Source organism: Clostridium sp. UBA7339, from assembly GCF_002470865.1.
Taxonomy (GTDB): Bacteria; Bacillota; Clostridia; order Clostridiales; family Clostridiaceae; genus Clostridium_J; species Clostridium_J sulfidigenes.
On the sequence record NZ_DKPI01000014.1, the window covers coordinates 798093 to 816432 of the forward strand.

The window sequence follows — 18340 nt, forward strand, 5'->3', positions numbered from 1 at the left end:
CTAACCTTACTTGCAAAAGACTTTGAATCCATCTCTTACTTTATAGTATCTCCTTTTCACAGTAGTTTCTGTAATATCTAGAGTTTCACCTATATCTCTAAAAGTTAAATTCTGAGAATACCTTAAATTTAATATTTGCTTATCAACTTGATCTAGAGTTTTTATATATTTATTTACATTTTCTTTTACTTCTAAATATTCTAAAGATTCTTCCGGTCCCATCTCAGAAGATGATATATTATATGCTTCATCAATATCACTTTCATAAACCTTTCTATATTTCCTCATATAATCTATGGTTTTATTTTTTGCAATCTGCAAAACCCAATTTATAAAACTATATTTATTATTATACATATCTAATTTATTATATACAGTTATAAATACCTCTTGAGTAATATCCTCACTTGCTTCCTTCTGTTTTATCATTCCATAAATAAATCTAAGTATATTAAGCTGATATTTCTCGACTATAACTTGAAAACTATCTACGTCTCCCTTTAATACATTGCTTACAAGAATGGCATCTTCTACAGGAGCTCTTCCTTGCGATTCTTTCATCTTCTTCCCTCTCTTTATATAAATAATACGATATTAATTTAATAAAGTTTACTTTATTAATAAGTTGACTAAAAATTTTATTATAATATTAGGACAGACAAATTAATATAATAAATAACATACTTATTATTATAATTCCTGCTATTAATGTGGTATTATAGGCATACTTGCCTCCATTATATTCTCTTTTTCATACATTCTTAAAAGGATCTTTTAACTTAGACATTGAAAAACCTCCTAAGTAAATAATTTACTTTCTCCTTATATGTTATCATAGTAGCACTGTAAATAAAATCTTTATTCCCCATTTTGTATTGTAATATAAATTCTAATTGCAATATAAAAAAAGTCTTCATTAATAATTTATAATGAAAACTTTATTATATAACTTATATTGTAAATTTAGATATAATCACTTTTAATCCCCTAGCACTTTCTTCATTTCGCAACATCTGATTTTCTATCTCTCCAATATTGATGTATAAACAACTGGTCTTTTCTACAACTTCAACTATACCTGTTGATCCTTTATTTACTGTTTCACTTATATTTACCATGGAACTTGTTATAGTAGATACAACAGCCTTTAATTCTTTTGCCATGTGACTAAATCTTTCTGTTAACTCATTTATAATTATAGAATCTCTATTATATTGTTCCCCTATGATGTACATTTTTTTATAGTCTTTAATTATTATATCATCTATAAATTTTAAAATCTTATTGGAGCTTATAGATAGAGTATCTACAGATTCCTTAACATTTTTAATTACCTGTTGCATATTTTCTACGGTAACTCTTGAATGTTCCGCTAAATTTCTAACTTCATTTGCAACCACAGTAAAGCCTTTACCGTACTCACCCGCTCTAGCTGCTTCTATAGATGCATTTAAAGCTAGTAAATTTGTTTGATTTGCAATATCTAATATTGATCCTGATAAATTTTCTATCTCACTGACGGATTTAGATTTTTCCAAAGCTTCTATGAGATTTTTCTTTGTTTCTTCTAATATTTGAAGTGCCTTCTTGTTAGATACCTCCACATTGTCTTTTAATTCATTAGCCCTCCCTCTAATATCTATTGCAGTTTTCTCTCCTTCTTTAGCCTTATGGGTTATATCATTTATAAAACTCTCTACTCCTAAAGATAAACCACTAACCTCATTAGAGTTTACTGCCGCTTCCTCAATGGCCATGGAAATTTCATCTACAGTATTCGTTGTTCTTTCTGCATTCATATGAAGCTCTTTTATATACCTAGCTGTATCCCTAGAAGAGCTTAAAACATTATCTGAGGAATTATTAACTTCCACTATTATCTTTCTTATATTATTCATAAACACATTGATAGCTTGTGATAATTCTCCTATTTCATCTCCTGACTCAACAATTATATCTTGAGTTAAATCACCACCTTTATTTACTAATTCATTTATCTTCCCCTTTAATCTATTTAATGGATATACAATTGAAATTGTTAAATATATACCCACTACAATAGTAAATAAAATTATTCCAAAAGTTACGCCTATAAATGTAATTAATACTATTTTATAACGTTCATTAGCTTCTTTATTTATACTGTCTAAATAAATTAAATTCTTTTGTTTAAGTTCATCAATAGAGCTTATCAATTCATCAAATTGATTTTTAGATTTTCCCTTAATTAAAGTTAAAACATTTCTCATTTCTTTATTTTTTTTATTTATTTCTATAACTTCATTGTTAACCTCTAAGTAAACTTTAAGTTTTTCTTGTATATTTTCAATATCCTTTTTTTCACTATTGCTATCACAATAATTAAAATAATCCTCTAAAATTAATTGTATATTTCCTTTTGATTCTTTCATTTCTTGTTCTATTCTATTTTTTTCTTCTGAAAATGTCTCCATTATATATCCATATTCTTTAGTTCTAAAATTTAAAACATGATAACTAAGTTCATCTGACTTTTGAATTTTACCACCATATATACTTGATATACCTTCTATACTATTATGTAATTTCATCATTTGAAATATAGAATATACTCCAAATATTATTGTACTAATGCTTAATACTGATAAAGCTAAAATTAATCTGGTCTTGATGTTAAACTTTTTCTTAAATATTCTATTGAATTTTAATTTTTCTTTAGGCCACATTATTTCATCACTCTTTCCTATTTTATTTAACAATATAAATTTAACTTATTGCCAAATAATTTTGTACATATATTAAGAAAATTTAAACTTCCTAACCAAGATTTAACACAAAAAATAACGCCTATCTAAGAATAAAATATCTTAGACAGGTGTTATTTTATTTATAATGTTTTTCTAACTACATCTATAACAGTTCCATCCCTATATTCTACAACTGCAACTATATCCTTAGATAATTCTATTGCTTTAGGAGTACCTGTTATTTTTTCAGCTATTTCCTTTAATTCCTCTATAGTTACCACATTAAGGTTTGCTTCTTTTAATTTTTCAATTAAATCAACCCTCTTAGGGTTAACAGCTATTCCTCTTTCAGTTACTATTACATCAATAGTTTCGCCTGGAGTAGTTATAGTAGTTAACTTATCCTTTATTATTGGTAACCTTGCCTTAGTTAGTTTTGTTACTATTATAGTAAGTTTAGAGCCTGCTGCGGTGTCTGCATGACCACCAGACCCCCCCATTATAGTTCCATCTGAAGCAGTAGTAACATTTACATTAAAGTTTGTATCTATTTCTGTTGCTCCAAGTATTACTATATCTAAGTTATTTACTACAGCTCCCTTGTTATGAGCATTTCCATACATAGAAGCTGACATATTTATATGTTTTTCATTTTTAGCACAAGACTCTACTGCCTTTAAATCAAAACATTGTACATCTAGTAAACTTTGGAATAATCCTTCTTCAAACATATCTACAATATAACCAGTTATTCCACCAGATGCAAAGCTACCTTTGATTTCATTCTTCTTCATATATTCTCTAAGCTCTGCAGCTACAGCTAGAGATATTCCTCCAGCTCCTGTTTGAAATGACATACCTTCTTTAACTAGTCCTGACGCTATCATAGTATCTAAAGCATTCTTTGCAATTTTAAGGCCTATAGGATCCTTGGTAATTTGTGTAGTTCCTGATACTATTCCTGCTGGATTTCCTATAGAATCTACCTTAACTACATAATCTACATAAACTTGGTTTATTTCCATTGGGAAGTTTGGATATGGCACTAAGTTGTCTGTAATAGCTATTACAGTGTCTGCATATTCTGCATCAGAAACTGCATATCCTAAAGCGCCACAAGCAGATTTACCAGTAAGTCCATTTATATTACCATACATATCACTAGAAGGTGCTGCTAAAAAGGCTATATCGATATGTAAATCTCCACTTTCAATAGCTCTTGATCTTCCACCATGGGTATGCATTATAGCTGGATATTTTAATTTTCCCTGTGATATAGCATCTGCTACAGGCCCTGATATATAATTTGCATATATTTTAGATACAGTACCATCTTCAATATAAGCAACTAGCGGCTTATGAGTTGGAAATATAGAACTTGCTGCCACAGTTAAATTCTTTATTCCTCTTTTAGCCATGGATTCTACAACCATGTTAAGAATATAATCCCCATTTCTTAAGTGATGGTGAAAAGATATACACATTCCATCCCTAATTTCCACTTTATCTAAAACTTCTTCTAAAGAATTTACTAACTTTGCATCTCCAGGAACTACAGGTTTAATCTTTGCTGACACCTTTTTTAAAGGATTCATATTTTTAAAAGCACCTTCAAAAATCTTTACATTTCCGTATCCATCTATATACTCCGGAATTTCTCTTCCTAATACATTCTTCATATTATTATCACCTCAATCCCCTCATTAAATAAGGCCTAGTTTTTTACTTAATTCCACAGTGGTTTTTGCTCTATTTATAACTGGTGCATCTACCATTTTACCATCTAGAGAAAATACTCCCTTACCTTCTCTTTCAGCTTCTTCCATAGCATCTAATACCCTTTGAGCATGGATTATCTCCGCTTTAGTTGGAGCATATACTTGGTGTATTGTATCAATTTGTCTTGGATTAATTGATGCTTTGCCAGTCATTCCAAGGGATTTTGCAAGTAGAGTATCCTTTTCTAATCCTTCAAAGTCATTAGTATCTGTAAATGGAGTATCAATAGCCCCTACTCTCATAGCCTTACAAGCCACAGCTACCCTGTTTCTAGCATAAAATATCTCACTACCTTCTTTAGTTCTCTTAATTCCCATATCAGAAGTTAAATCTTCTCCACCTAAAAGAACTGCTACTATTCTGTTTGATGATTTTATAATGCTATATACATTTTCAACACCATAAGCACTTTCAACTATTGGTATTAACTTTATAGATTTGTCTCCAAAGCCTTCTTCTTTTTCTATTTTTTCAAGTCTACTGCTAATCTCTATAAGTTCATCTTCCGTTGCCTTTGGAACCATTAATGCATCTGGCTTAACTCTTCCGATAACTTCTATATCTTCACTTGAAAATTCTGTAGTAAGTGGATTTATTCTAACTACCACCTCTACTCCACTATAATCAACATTTTTAATTGCTTCTCTAACAAGAATTCTAGCACTATCTTTTTCTGTAAGACTTACTGCATCCTCCAAATCAAGAATTATAGAATCTGAACCTAAGATTGCAGCATCTTGTAACATTCCTGGATTATTTCCAGGCATAAAAAGCATAGTTCTTCTTAATTTCATATTTATACCCCCTACTGCGCTCTTTTTACTGCAGTTTCAATTCTAGCTCTTATTGTATAATCAAGAGCCCCTTTATCTTGAGCTTTAACAATGACATTTTTTACTTGTAAAGTATCTAAAGTTTCTCTAATAGCTCTTTCTATTTCAGCTCCAAATTGTTTCATAACCATACTCTCAAGTTCTATAGCTATTCCGCCCTCTTCATTAGGCATGATTATAACGTATATATCATTGGATTCTAGGGTTCCAGCCTTTGAAATTTTATTAATTTCCATCTAAATCACCTCTACCTATAAAACTTATTTTTTACTACTTAAGTAAGCTTCTCTACCTACTTCATATAAATTATTTCCTTCTGAATCTATTACTACAACTATAGGTAAATCCTCTACTTCAAGTCTTCTTATAGCTTCAGCTCCTAAATCTTCATAAGTCACTATTTCTGCTTTCTTTACGCATTTACCAATAAGGGCTGCAGCTCCACCTATAGCTCCAAAGTATACTGCTTTATTCTTTTTCATAGATTCTATTACTTCAGTATTTCTTAATCCTTTACCAATCATTCCTCTTAAACCATGGTCTAAAAGTGCTGGTGTATATGCATCCATTCTATAACTAGTAGTTGGTCCTGCTGAACCTATGGCCATTCCTTCTTTTGCTGGAGTTGGCCCTACATAATATATAACAGCATCCTTTACATCTATAGGAAGTTCTTCTCCTTTTTCTAAAAGTTCTGCAAGCCTCTTATGAGCAGCATCCCTACCTGTGTATATAACTCCACTTAATAAAACACTGTCTCCAGCTTTTAAATCTTTTACCTTTTCTTCTGTTAGTGGTGTAGTTATTCTCTTTTCCATAAACCTTACCCCCTAATTATAGCTCTATTTCTGCATGTCTTGTAGCATGACAATTAATATTTACAGCTACTGGAAGGCCTGCAATATGAGTTGGATATGTTTCTATATTTACAGCTAATGCTGTTGTTTTACCACCAAATCCTTGAGGCCCTATACCTAGTTCATTTATCATAGTCACTAGTTCCTCTTCTAACTCTGCGTAGAATGGATTTTCATTTCTTACATCTATGGATCTTATAAGTGCTTTTTTAGCAATTGTTGCTGCCTTATCAAAGGTTCCTCCAATTCCTACTCCAACAATTATTGGTGGACATGGATTTGGACCTGCTTCCTTAACTACTTTTATTATAAAATCTTTAACACCTTGAAGTCCATCAGAAGGTTTTAACATTTTTATTTGACTCATATTTTCAGAACCAAATCCTTTAGGTGCTACAGTGATTTTTAGCTTATCTCCTGGAACTATATTATAGTAGATCATAGCTGGAGTATTATCCTTTGTATTTACTCTATCTAAAGGATCCTTAACTACAGATTTCCTTAGGTAGCCATCCTTATATCCTTGTCTAACACCTTCATTTATTGCATCTTCTAGTGCTCCTCCAACTACCTGAACCTCTTGACCTATTTCTATAAATACACATGCCACACCAGTATCTTGACACATAGGCATATCTTCATTTTTAGCTATATCAGCATTGATTAATATTTTGTTTAATATTCCCTTTGCAATATCCCATTCTTCTTCCTCATGAGATTTTATAAGTCTGTTTTTGATATCACTACCTAGATAGTAATTTGCATCTATACATAATTTTCTTATAGCTTCTGTTATCTGTGAAACTTTAATTTCTCTCATATATAATCCTCCTAAACTCATTGATTAAATATATTATTTCAATATTAATTCACTAATACAGTTTAATTTAAATCCCATGAATAATATATCTCATTTTTATAATTATTATAAGTAAAAAGGCAGTTTTAATTAAACCGCCTTTTTACTATATACCTAATGTATTATTTATTTCTTCTATTTACTAAGGCAACAACCCTATTCATTTCATTGTTCACTATCATGTAACCTTCATCAACACCCATACCTGGCTTAGCTAAGCATTGGTCTGCTCCACAAGCCATAGCAATGTTAGTGCAAACTTCTGCTGATCTATTTGTTTCGTTACATGTTCCTCCACAGTAAGCTCCAACCTTTTTCTTCTTACAATACAATATAGCTTCTATTGTATTATTTACTCCTCCAAGATCTGGAGTTTTTATTTGAAGCATATGTCCTGAGTTGTTATCTGCAAAGAATGCTACGTCTTCATAAGTATTACACCATTCATCTGCAACTAATTCTACACTGATATTTCTATTATCAAGTTCATCTGTTAACTCTTTTAATGCTTCCATTTGTCTTTCTCTATGCTCTACATCCATTGGTCCTTCTATTCTTAATTTAAATGGTTTAGCAGCCTCTTCCAATGTTGCTATGTAGTCTGCCATTGCTTTTGTATCACAATCAAATGCAACTCCTATAGTTCCATAAACATCTATATGGAATATTGGGTTATAGTCTTCACTAGTTCTTAATTTTAAAACTCTATCACTTAACCATTTAACATATTCAAGAAGTTTTTCGCCCTTTAAGCCTAATTTCTCTTCTACATTGTTTATTAAAGCATGAGGTAAAACATCTGCTCCCTTGATAATCATCTTATCAGCGTTGTTGTATCTGTCATCTCCTGATTGAGTAAATATAGGAATTCTATTAATTTCTACTCCAGTATTATATTCATCTCTTACAACTTCAGCCATAGTAACTTTTTTAGCTTTTGCTACACCATCAAGAATAGCTTGAGTTACTCCATATCTTATAGCTGTATGAAGTCTTTTTCCATTTACCAACATTTTATCAAATTCTTCAGCTAAACATTTAAAGTTAGTTAATTCTCTACCTATAAGTTTTGGTGCTATTTCCTTTTCTATAACTGGTATGAAATCTTTAGCTAAGAATAATGGATCACGTCCACCTGCTCCTGAATATTGAACAGCTGCACAATCACCGTGTGCTACTTGACCATCTTCAAGTATTAACATTACAGATATAGATTCTCCTGCTTGTCTTATAGATGTAAATCCTTCAGTTACTGGCTCTCCAATATAAGTAAATCCATCATGACCAGCTCCAGCTTTTATTGCTCTTTGGTCATCAAAATAAAATCCAGTTCTTCCTGCAGAACATACTACATCAACAATTTTCATTTAAATACACCTTGCTTTCTATAATTTAAGAATTTTATATTAGTTTATTGTTAGCTTATAAATTATAAATGTTATTTTTCTGGTCTTCCAACAAGCTTTCCTTTTCCCACAGCAAATATATCATCTATTGTCATTTGGAATCCAACTGGACGATTTTCGTATTTTCCTCTTTCGTCTAGCTTTTTCATATTGAAAGCTTTAAGCTCTGCTGTAAATGGAACATTTCCAAATTTAAGATATCTTACTGCTCCATTATTATCTCTTGCAGGCATCATTTTACCAGCATTATATTTACTTGGTGCAAATGGAATATCTATAACTCCCATATCAAAGCCTTTAACAGCACCTTTCGCTAAGTCACCATTTCCTACTTCGTATAACTTATCTACCATGCATCTTGTTTCAGCTTTAATTATAGCAATTTCAGTTCTAAGTTCATCAGATAAGTGCATTTGTTGACCTTTTAATAAGTTTAAAGTCATTTTAGTTGCTCTTATACCTTGAGCATTTGCTTCTTTTGTTGGTATACCTATAGCTTCATGTGGAGTTTTAACTATAACTTTTGTAGCTCCTGCTAATGCTGCAGCTGCTGCTCCAGTAGATATAACACCAAAAGCCTTAGCTTCATCAGCTGGGAAGCCTCCCATCCATTGATGGAACACTGTTGTTAGGTAAACATCACCATAACCATACGCTCTTAAGTAATCGCTACACTGCTCTTCAAGAGCTCTAATTGCTGCTACGTCTTGTATTAAGTTACCACACTGACCATATCCAACAGTAATATTCTTAACACCTTGTTCTGCTGCAAGTAATGCTTCTACTATTGCAACTGCATTAGATGTACTTGGTGGTACTAAAGTTCCTGTTAATGGACCAAATGGCTCTCTATTAATAGATATACCTTGCTCTTCATAGAAACCTACTAATCTATCACAATATTGCCAATCAAGAATAGTTTTTTCTAGAGTAACACTTTTAGCATATGGTATGTTATATGATATACCGCCACCTTCATTTGATGTCCAACCTGATGCATGAGTAATTTCTGCAAGTAATCTACCATCTGGAGTACCGTGTCTTGATTCTAATGGTAAGTTAACAGATTCAAATACTTGTCTACATCCTTTAACCCCGTGGTTAACCCCTGGAAATCCATTTAAAAGTGATCTTCTAGCTTTTATACTTTCTTGTATCCCAACTTCACATTCTTCATATCTATTTTGTCTTGTGTAACTATCTATTGTTGATGGTAGAAGATCCGCTCCACCTTCTTTGTCTAAGTAGTTTAGTAATTCTATGTGGCTATCTAATAAAGCTACACCGGCCCTAGGCTGAGCTAATGTTATGCCCGCTTCCTTTGCTTCCATTAATTTTTTAGCAAAGTTCTTGTGTGCTGGAATTTTTTTGTTGTAGTCTATAGCCTCCTGTAAATCTACTTCTTTACCTGTTGGCCATTGTGCTAAAACCTCTTCTCTTGTCTTAAAAAACTCTTCCTCGGTCCACTTTTTGTTTTTTAGTTCCACTTTAATTTACCTCCTAGTAATTTACACTTCCACTAAATATTTTTTCATTATTCTTATTGCTTTGTCAGGATAATCCTGAGCTAACAAACCCATTGATGATAATATATAAGTTTTATCTACTAAAGTTTTTGGATTTCTAGGTCTTAAAGAAGTAGCATTTTCTTTATTAAAGGTTCCTGCTTTCAATATTTCACCTGGATGTTTACTATGAACTAAAACGCCACCTGTACCAATCATATATTTTACATCCATAAGATCTTTTCCTAATTGATTATATACAGCTCCCATTGGAGTATATATGCATTCAACAGTGCCGCAGTGTCTTTCCATAGAAAGTTCTGTAGCTGCCTTTGCCATAGCTTCATCAAATTTTATATCTTCATCTGTTTCAGGTACCATTTTAATATTACTATTCCTATATTTACATCTTTCTTCAATTTGTACTTTTCTATCTTTATCATTTAAATACGATCTAAGCTTTCTACTACCTGCAGCTTCCCAAAGAGACACAGCTGAATATCTCATACCTAAGTCACCTTCTACAGTTCTTTTTGCAAAAGGTTCCTCTAACCCCTTCATATTTACTCCACCCTTTGTTGGCTCTCCATATCCTATAGAGTGTACATCAGTAGTAGCTCCACCTATATCAACAATGATTAAGTCTCCAATACCTTCTTCTTCGTCGGTGCCTTCTCCCAACACTCTAGCTGCTTTAAGTACAGCTGCTGGTGTAGGCATTAGTATACCATTTATATAATTTTCTGCGTTGGATAGTCCTTTTGCATCAGTTATCCTATCCATAAATACTTTTCTTATTTCTTCTCTTGCTGGTTCCACATTTAAAGCATTTAATTGAGGCATAACATTTTCTGTTATGCTGAAATAGAATCCAGCTTTTTGAAATAATTCTTTTATTTCATCATTAGCACTTTTGTTTCCAGCAACAACTATAGGAAGATTAACATCTAAATCTACTAGTATCTTTGCGTTGTGTAGAATACATTGTTTATTTCCTCCATTAGTACCACCGGCTAAAAGAATTATATCTACATCAGAATTTTTTATCTCTAATACTTCGTCCTTAGTTAATTCATAACTATATACTTTTATAACTCGAGCTCCTGCTCCTAAAGCAGCTCTCTTAGCAGCTTCTGCTGTAAGATCTGGCACAAGTCCAATTGCAACCATCTTTAAGCCTCCAGCTGCAGATGAACAAGCAAGTTTTTCAACAAAATTTACTTCTTCACCTTCTAGCTTATTCATTAGCTTATCATAAGCTTTATTAAATCCTATCATTATATCATCTTCGATAGTTGTTATGTCCTTGGCTGTAGCTAATATTTCTTCATTATCTATATCTACTGCAGTCAATTTGGTATAAGTACTACCAAAGTCTAAAAGTAAATATGCATTCATTTAAATCACTCCAGCTCTCTATTAAAACTCCAAGTAAAATCTACTTTAGTTAGTTAGTTTATGTGCTTATGTCTATTCTATTCCTAAGTCCTCTTTTAAGTCATGTATAGTAGTGTCTATACTTGTTCCTGGTGGGTAAACTCTATTAAAGCCCATTGCTTTAAATCTTGAATAAACCTCATCCCAATCTTGTTTACCTACAACTATGTTACCACCAACATAGATAAGGATATCTTTTAATCCTGATTCATCACACTTTTCTCTTAAGCCTCTACAGTCAATCTCTCCATGTCCATAAAGAGAAGAAACAATTATTGCATCAGCATTTGTTTCCACTGCAGCATTTATAAAGTCTTCTTGTGGTGATAGCACCCCAATATTGATGACTTCAAACCCTGCTTCTGTTAATGCATAATCCATGATTTTGTTACCTACAGCATGACAATCTGCTCCAATAACACCAAGAACTAATGTCTTCTTTTCCATTTTTAATTCCTCCTGAATTAATTTTTTTGATACTTTAATTCTACAATTTTTGACTTAAGTGCCTTCACTGATGTAGAGTCTAAGTTATAAGAAAACTCTATAAGCTCTTTATTTTCATGATTGAGCTTACAAACATCCTTATATCTACCTGGAGTTACTATTAGTACCTCCGATTTATCAATTATGTGTTTTAATTTAGCTTCTTCAGTTATACTAAAATACTCAACTGATAAATCTGAAAGACCTGCATTATCAAGTGCAGACTTAATTTTAAATATAAACTCTTCAGATAAACAAATAAAAGTAAACTTTGTTTCTGAAGGATGTCTAGCGATTCTTACAATGGATTCTAGATTAGGGTTTACTGCTACTCCCAGTATTTCCTTGTTCATGCCTTTTAAAAATCCATCTACATCATTTACATGGTTAAATGGTGATATAATTACTTCACAAGTCGAAAGCTTGTCCTTTGTGTCGTCACTCATTTTTTCTAAGTCTGTTAAAGTAAATGGTATCGTATTCATACTTGTTATTGATGTTATTTCTTTACTAAACATTCTCGCTTGCTCAATATTACATTCCACAAATGCTGAAGTAACTTTATTCATAACATCCTTTTTCTCACTAACCCTATTTGTTACTATGTCCAAAAAATCATCTGGATCTATACCGCATTCTAAAGCTTCTTCTAGAGCTAAATCCACAAATTTATTAATTTTCCTTCTACTATCATAACTTTGCCATGATACTACTTCTTCTGCTACGAAAGTCCCTTTTCCTCGAATAGATTTTAATACGCCCTTAGCTTCTAGTTCATTATAGGCAGCGCTAATGGTATTTCTACTAACAACTAACTCTTGAGACAATTCTCTTTCTGTCGGCATTTTACTTCCAACTCTCAAAGTTCCATCTTTTATAAGATGCATTATTTGTTTTTTTACTTGGATATAGAGAGGTATCCCATTTTTTTTATCAATTGTAATGTTCAAAATCTCATCTCCTGACCCTTTGGACCAATGGCTTAATCCAATCCTTAATCATAATATCATATGGACTAATCATTTGCAATTTCACATTTTTGTATATTCTATAAAGAGCCCACCTTTTATAGAAAAAGTAGGCTCTTATCTTTAATTTGCTCCTTCTTTCAAGTAAATGCTTATAGATTCAGCTAACGCATCTGCAATTTTCTTTTGATATTCTTCATCCTTTAACTTTTGATATTCTTCAGTATTACTTAGGAATCCGCACTCTACAATAACTCCTGCCATAGTATCATTTCCTCTCAATACTTTATATTGAGTGCCTGCAGCCTTTGCTTTTCTCTTATTGGACTGGTCCAATTTATCCTTTAATGTACCTTGCATGATATTTGCTAACCTTTCGCTTCCTTCATAATTTGAGTACCATACTTGAGCACCCTTACAATATGATTCTGGAAATGTATTTAGATGTATACTAACAAATATGTCACACTTTGTTTCTTCCTTCAAACTTACTCTTTTATTTAAGTCCTCATATTTTTTCTCTTTTACTGATTTTCCTTCAGTATAAAGTCCTATATCCTCTGTTCTTGTAAATTCAACCTTATATCCTTGACTTTTTAAATTTGCCCCTAATAGAAGTCCAATGTTTAGGTTTATATCCTTTTCTGTAGTTCCATCTTTAGATGAAGCACCTCCATCTATTCCTCCGTGTCCTGGATCAATTAGTATTATTTTATTTTTTTCTTGTTCTGATTCAGCATTTTTATAAGTTGTAACCACATTGTTTACATTAATTACAGACATGCATATGAATCCTAAAATAATTACTGTAAGTATTGATATTAATTTAGTATTCTTAATGGTTCCTCCCACCTTTTTTTTATTACTCTGTAATTATACTTATTCATAAATTCATACTATTATTCTTTTACCTATATAATAAAAACCTTTTGGATTCACATTATCCAAAAGGTTTTTAACATAAAAGCTATAAAAAACTATTAATTTAATTTTCATATATTATTTCAGCTATATTTATTGAGTGATCACCTATTCTCTCTAGATTGCTTATCAAATCCAAGAAAATTGTTCCCACTACAGCATTACATACCCCATTGTTTAATCTCTTTATGTGTGATGCTCTTAATTCTTTTTCTAGCGAGTCTATTCTTTCTTCTATTCCTCTTATCCCCGCTGCTTTTTCTCTATTATAACTTTTAAAACAATCTATACTCATTTCTACTGCACTTATAGTATAGTCAAACATACCTTTTATTTCATTCATAGCATCTGGAGAAAAAGTCAATCTTTTAGTGATTCTTTCACTAGCAAGGTCTGCGATATTCTCTGCATGATCTCCTATACGCTCAATATCATTTACCACATGGAAATATGCAGCTAGTTCTGCTCTCTGTTCATCACCTAAATCTGAGTTAGATAACTTAACTAGATATCTTGTTATATCATGTTCTAATAGATTAATTATCTTTTCATTATTGTATGCTACCTTTATTAGCTCTTCATCTCCCTGTAAAAAAGAATTCATAGCTACTTTTAAATTTTCCTTTGCCTTCTCACCCATTCTTACTATTTCATTAGTTGTTTGACCAAAAGCTATTGCTGGAGTCTCTAGCAATCTTTCGTCTATATATTTAACACCCGGTACATCTTTTTCATCTTCACCAGGAATTATCTTATTAACAAAGGAAACAAGATATTTAATTAAAGGAAGTAATAGTAAGGTATTTACCACATTAAATAAGGTATGTGCATTTGCTATCTGTCTTGGTATAGCTTCAGCACCTACATCTGGACTTATTGATAAAACTATATTAGCTAAGAATGTAACTGGGATAATTAAGAATATAACAGCTCCTATAAGGTTAAATAACAAGTGAATAACTGCTGCTTTTTTTGCTGTTATTGAAGTTCCTATGCTAGATATTAATGCTGTTACACATGTACCAATGTTATTACCTAATAATATTGGTATTGCTACTGTTAATGGTAAACTTCCTGTAGATGCTAATGCTACTAGTATACCAGTAGAAGCTGATGAACTTTGAAGGACAGCTGTCATCATCATTCCTATTAAAAGACCTAATATAGTATGTCCTTCTAATTTTAGTATTAAATTTGTAAAGAATACTGAGTCCTTAAGCGGTGACATTGCACTTGACATAAGTTTTAATCCTAAAAATAATATACCAAATCCAAGGATAATTTGACCCAATTCTTTTACTTTTCTTTTGTTGCAAAAAAGTATCATAACTGCACCAATAGCTAAAAATACAGGTGCAAAAGCATCAAATTTAAATGTTATTAATTGGGCTGTTATTGTAGTACCAATATTAGCTCCCATTATAACAGATGTTGCTTGAAATAAATTCATAAGTCCTGCATTAACAAATCCAACAACCATTACTGTAGTAGCACTACTACTTTGAATAATAGCAGTGACAATGGTACCTGTTAGCACACCTTTCACTGGATTAGATGTTATTCTGTCAAAAATACCCTTCAGTTTATCTCCTGCTGCATTTTCAAGACCATCCCCCATAAGCTTCATCCCATATAGAAAAAGTCCTAATCCTCCTAAAAGGTTAATAATCAAAAATATGATATTATACATCAATTTACCTCCTACAATAAATCTCATTCCATAATATGTACTTTTTCTTTGTCCATTAAAATTCCATATTAATAATACACTATAATCAAAAACATGTTAATACTTATTTACATATTTAACACGAATTTAACATAACTTTTTATAAATATATTAAGTAATGTTATAATTTAAACTTCACTAATGATTATATATAAAATGAGTTTACCTAAAAATTTACACAAAATAAAAATAAGGAGTATATATTTACATATATACTCCTTATTTTTATATAACATACAGTTGTATGTACAAATACTATCTTTTTGAGAATTGAGAAGCTCTTCTTGCTTTTTTAAGACCGTATTTCTTTCTTTCTTTCATTCTTGGGTCTCTTGTTAAGAATCCAGCTTTCTTAAGTTCTGGTCTTAAGCTCTCATCAGCTTTTAATAAAGCTCTTGATATTCCGTGTCTGATAGCTCCAGCTTGACCTGTGTATCCACCACCGTGTACATTAACTAAAACGTCAAATTTGTCTTTAGTTCCTGTTAATACTAATGGTTGGTTAACTATGAATTTTAATGTATCTAATCCAAAGTAGTTATCCATATCTCTTTTATTTATTACAACTTTACCTTCACCAGGTACAAGTCTTACTCTAGCAACTGATTTCTTTCTTCTACCTGTTCCAAAATGTTGAACTTTTGCCATTATTTATTCCTCCTTACAATACTATATTAGTATTTTAATTCTAATACTTCTGGTTTTTGAGCATGATTTTTGTGCTCTGGTCCTCTGTAAACTGTTAGCTTCTTAGCCATTTGTCTTCCAAGAACTCCTTTTGGAAGCATTCTTCTTACAGCTTCTTCAAATACAAATTCTGGTTTCTTAGCTAATGCTTCTCTGTAAGGGATCTCTTTTAATCCGCCTGGGTATAATGAGTGATGTCTTAACATTTTTTGATCTAATTTCTTTCCTGTTAAAACAATTTTCTCTGCATTTACAACTATTACGTGATCTCCAGTATCTACATTTGGAGTAAATTCTGGTTTATTTTTACCTCTTAATATAGAAGCTATTTGACTTGCAGCTCTACCTAAAGTCATTCCTTCAACGTCTACTACATACCATTTTCTTTGTATTTCACTTGGTTTAGCTAAGTATGATTTCATCTTACTACCTCCCTGATTTTTAACAATTATAATTCTATGGATAAAGATCCGGGGCTAATGGATCTTACACACAAATATTTATTATACGAACAAAATTCATTATAATACAATTTCCCGGGTGTGTCAATGATTTTTACTATTATTAATAATAAACTTCAATTAAACATAAACCTTGGGGTGAACATGTTTTGCCTGCTTTTTTTCGATCTCTACTTAATATTATTTTAGGTATATCTTCTGCTTTTATTTTTCCATTTCCTGCATCTATAAGCGTTCCTATCATAATTCTTGCCATATTATATAAAAATCCATCAGCAGCTATATATACTTTGATATAGTGTTCGTTCTTAACTATATCAACTTTACTAATAGTTCTTGTAGTCGTTTTAACTGAACTTCCAATATTCCTAAAAGCTTCAAAATCATGAGTTCCTATAAAAAATTTTGCAGCATCCTTCATTTTCTCTATATCTAAACTCTTTTTATAGTGATATGAAAAATTTCTACATATGGGCATTCTTACTTCTGTATTTAGTATTGTATAGCAATACATCTTCCCTTTTGAATCATATCTAGCATGAAAATCATCATGAACTTGTGAGGACTTAATTACAGATATATCTTCTGGTAATACATGATTTAATGCTTCTCTAAACTTTTCTACAGGAATATTACTACTAGTCTTAAAATTACACACATATCCTTTAGCATGTACTTTACTATCGGTTCTGCTACAACCAATCACTTCAACTTTTTCCCCAGTGATCTTAGAGATTGCATTTTCAACTGTTCCTTGAATGGTTTCTCCCTTAGGCTGTTTTTGCCACCCCATATAATTAGTTCCATCATATTCTAGTATTAACTTAATGTTTTTCATATATATATCCCTTTATTCTACTACATCTAAAATCTCATATATATAACTATTATAGTTAATGCAGACATAACAATCATTCCTACATAATCTCTCGAAGTTACTTTCAGTATCTTCATTCTAGTTCGGCCTTCTCCACCTCTATAGCATCTAGCTTCCATTGCCATTGCTAATTCATCAGCTCTTCTAAAGGAGCTAATAAATAGCGGTACAAGTAGTGGTATAAGGCTTTTAGCTCTATTAACTATACTTCCACTTTCAAAATCTGCACCTCTTGCCTTTTGAGCCTTCATTATTTTATCAGTCTCATCCATTAAAGTAGGTATAAATCGTAGTGCTATAGTCATCATCATGGCAAGTTCATGAGCTGGTACACCAATTTTCTTAAATGGTCCTAGTAATTTTTCTATTCCATCAGTAAGTTCTATTGGTGATGTAGTTAATGTTAATAGAGATGTTCCTATAATAAGAAAAGTAAGTCTTAATATCATAAATATAGCTGTTACTATACCTTCTTTATATATTTTAACAAATCCCCATTGCCATAATAATACGTTACCTCTAGTTAAAAACACATTAAATAGTGCCGTTATTATCATTAATATAAATATAGGCTTTAATCCCTTATATATATATCTAAATTGAATCTTAGATACAATTATAGCCATCATTGTAAATATAAAAATAACAATATATCCTGAGAACTCTTTTATTAAAAATAAGTCTATTATAAAGAGTAAGGAAAATAGTATTTTTACCCTAGCATCTAATTTATGGACAAATGACTCTCCAGGTATATATTGGCCTATGGTAATATCTTTAATCATATTTACTCCTCCACAACTTTATAA

The 18340-nt window shown here is 31.4% G+C and carries 18 protein-coding genes; all 18 read right to left on the reverse strand.

All coding sequences use genetic code 11. The features are described 5' to 3' along the window. Positions 1–6: 6 nt before the first annotated feature. The 18 genes from B2S02_RS17940 to B2S02_RS18025 all read right to left on the reverse strand — a co-directional run bounded on the left by B2S02_RS17940 (position 7) and on the right by B2S02_RS18025 (position 18316). Positions 7–561 carry a sigma-70 family RNA polymerase sigma factor gene (locus tag B2S02_RS17940; protein ID WP_346876700.1) on the reverse strand — a complete coding sequence of 185 codons (555 nt, stop codon included), beginning with the start codon at positions 559–561 and terminating at the stop codon, positions 7–9. A 389-nt stretch (positions 562–950) separates the two neighbouring features. Beyond that, complete coding sequence (locus tag B2S02_RS17945) at positions 951–2738, reverse strand: methyl-accepting chemotaxis protein (RefSeq protein WP_346878123.1); 1788 nt, start codon at positions 2736–2738, stop codon at positions 951–953. Positions 2739–2866: 128 nt separating this feature from the next. Then, entirely contained in the window at positions 2867–4405 is a 1539-nt protein-coding gene (citF, locus tag B2S02_RS17950) for a citrate lyase subunit alpha (RefSeq protein ID WP_346847788.1), read from the reverse strand. 24 nt (positions 4406–4429) lie between these two features. Then, positions 4430–5299 carry an HpcH/HpaI aldolase/citrate lyase family protein gene (locus B2S02_RS17955; RefSeq protein ID WP_346847789.1) on the reverse strand — a complete coding sequence of 290 codons (870 nt, stop codon included), beginning with the start codon at positions 5297–5299 and terminating at the stop codon, positions 4430–4432. 11 nt (positions 5300–5310) lie between these two features. Next, positions 5311–5574, reverse strand: a complete 264-nt coding sequence (gene citD, locus B2S02_RS17960; RefSeq protein ID WP_035133374.1) for a citrate lyase acyl carrier protein — start codon at positions 5572–5574, stop codon at positions 5311–5313. Between the two features lie 24 nt (positions 5575–5598). Further along, positions 5599–6156 (reverse strand): Fe-S-containing hydro-lyase, encoded by a 558-nt coding sequence (locus B2S02_RS17965; protein ID WP_346847790.1) that lies wholly within the window; start codon positions 6154–6156, stop codon positions 5599–5601. Between the two features lie 16 nt (positions 6157–6172). Next, positions 6173–7015, reverse strand: a complete 843-nt coding sequence (locus B2S02_RS17970) for a fumarate hydratase (RefSeq protein WP_346878122.1) — start codon at positions 7013–7015, stop codon at positions 6173–6175. A gap of 161 nt (positions 7016–7176) precedes the next feature. After that, positions 7177–8421, reverse strand: a complete 1245-nt coding sequence (locus B2S02_RS17975) for a methylaspartate ammonia-lyase (protein ID WP_346876705.1) — start codon at positions 8419–8421, stop codon at positions 7177–7179. A 71-nt stretch (positions 8422–8492) separates the two neighbouring features. Beyond that, positions 8493–9947: a methylaspartate mutase subunit E gene (locus B2S02_RS17980; RefSeq protein ID WP_035133368.1), complete on the reverse strand. Its 1455-nt coding sequence runs from the start codon at positions 9945–9947 to the stop codon at positions 8493–8495. Positions 9948–9968: 21 nt separating this feature from the next. After that, a complete protein-coding gene (glmL, locus tag B2S02_RS17985; protein WP_346878121.1) occupies positions 9969–11363 on the reverse strand; it encodes a methylaspartate mutase accessory protein GlmL in 1395 nt (464 codons plus the stop codon). A gap of 72 nt (positions 11364–11435) precedes the next feature. Further along, positions 11436–11849 (reverse strand): methylaspartate mutase subunit S, encoded by a 414-nt coding sequence (gene glmS, locus B2S02_RS17990; RefSeq protein WP_035133365.1) that lies wholly within the window; start codon positions 11847–11849, stop codon positions 11436–11438. Positions 11850–11866: 17 nt separating this feature from the next. Beyond that, on the reverse strand, positions 11867–12838 hold the full coding sequence (locus B2S02_RS17995) for a winged helix-turn-helix domain-containing protein (protein WP_346847793.1): 972 nt from the start codon (positions 12836–12838) through the stop codon (positions 11867–11869). Positions 12839–12979: 141 nt separating this feature from the next. Further along, entirely contained in the window at positions 12980–13639 is a 660-nt protein-coding gene (gene cwlD / locus B2S02_RS18000; RefSeq protein WP_346878120.1) for an N-acetylmuramoyl-L-alanine amidase CwlD, read from the reverse strand. A 202-nt stretch (positions 13640–13841) separates the two neighbouring features. Beyond that, positions 13842–15467, reverse strand: coding sequence for a Na/Pi cotransporter family protein (locus tag B2S02_RS18005; protein ID WP_346847795.1), 1626 nt, complete (start codon positions 15465–15467; stop codon positions 13842–13844). Between the two features lie 294 nt (positions 15468–15761). Then, positions 15762–16154, reverse strand: coding sequence for a 30S ribosomal protein S9 (gene rpsI, locus B2S02_RS18010; RefSeq protein WP_035133359.1), 393 nt, complete (start codon positions 16152–16154; stop codon positions 15762–15764). Positions 16155–16180: 26 nt separating this feature from the next. Beyond that, positions 16181–16615, reverse strand: a complete 435-nt coding sequence (gene rplM, locus B2S02_RS18015) for a 50S ribosomal protein L13 (protein WP_035133357.1) — start codon at positions 16613–16615, stop codon at positions 16181–16183. 142 nt (positions 16616–16757) lie between these two features. Next, the gene (gene truA / locus B2S02_RS18020; protein WP_035133355.1) at positions 16758–17492 is read right to left on the reverse strand and encodes a tRNA pseudouridine(38-40) synthase TruA; all 735 of its coding nucleotides are present in this window, start codon (positions 17490–17492) and stop codon (positions 16758–16760) included. 26 nt (positions 17493–17518) lie between these two features. Further along, the gene (locus B2S02_RS18025; protein ID WP_346847796.1) at positions 17519–18316 is read right to left on the reverse strand and encodes an energy-coupling factor transporter transmembrane component T; all 798 of its coding nucleotides are present in this window, start codon (positions 18314–18316) and stop codon (positions 17519–17521) included. Positions 18317–18340 lie beyond the last annotated feature (24 nt).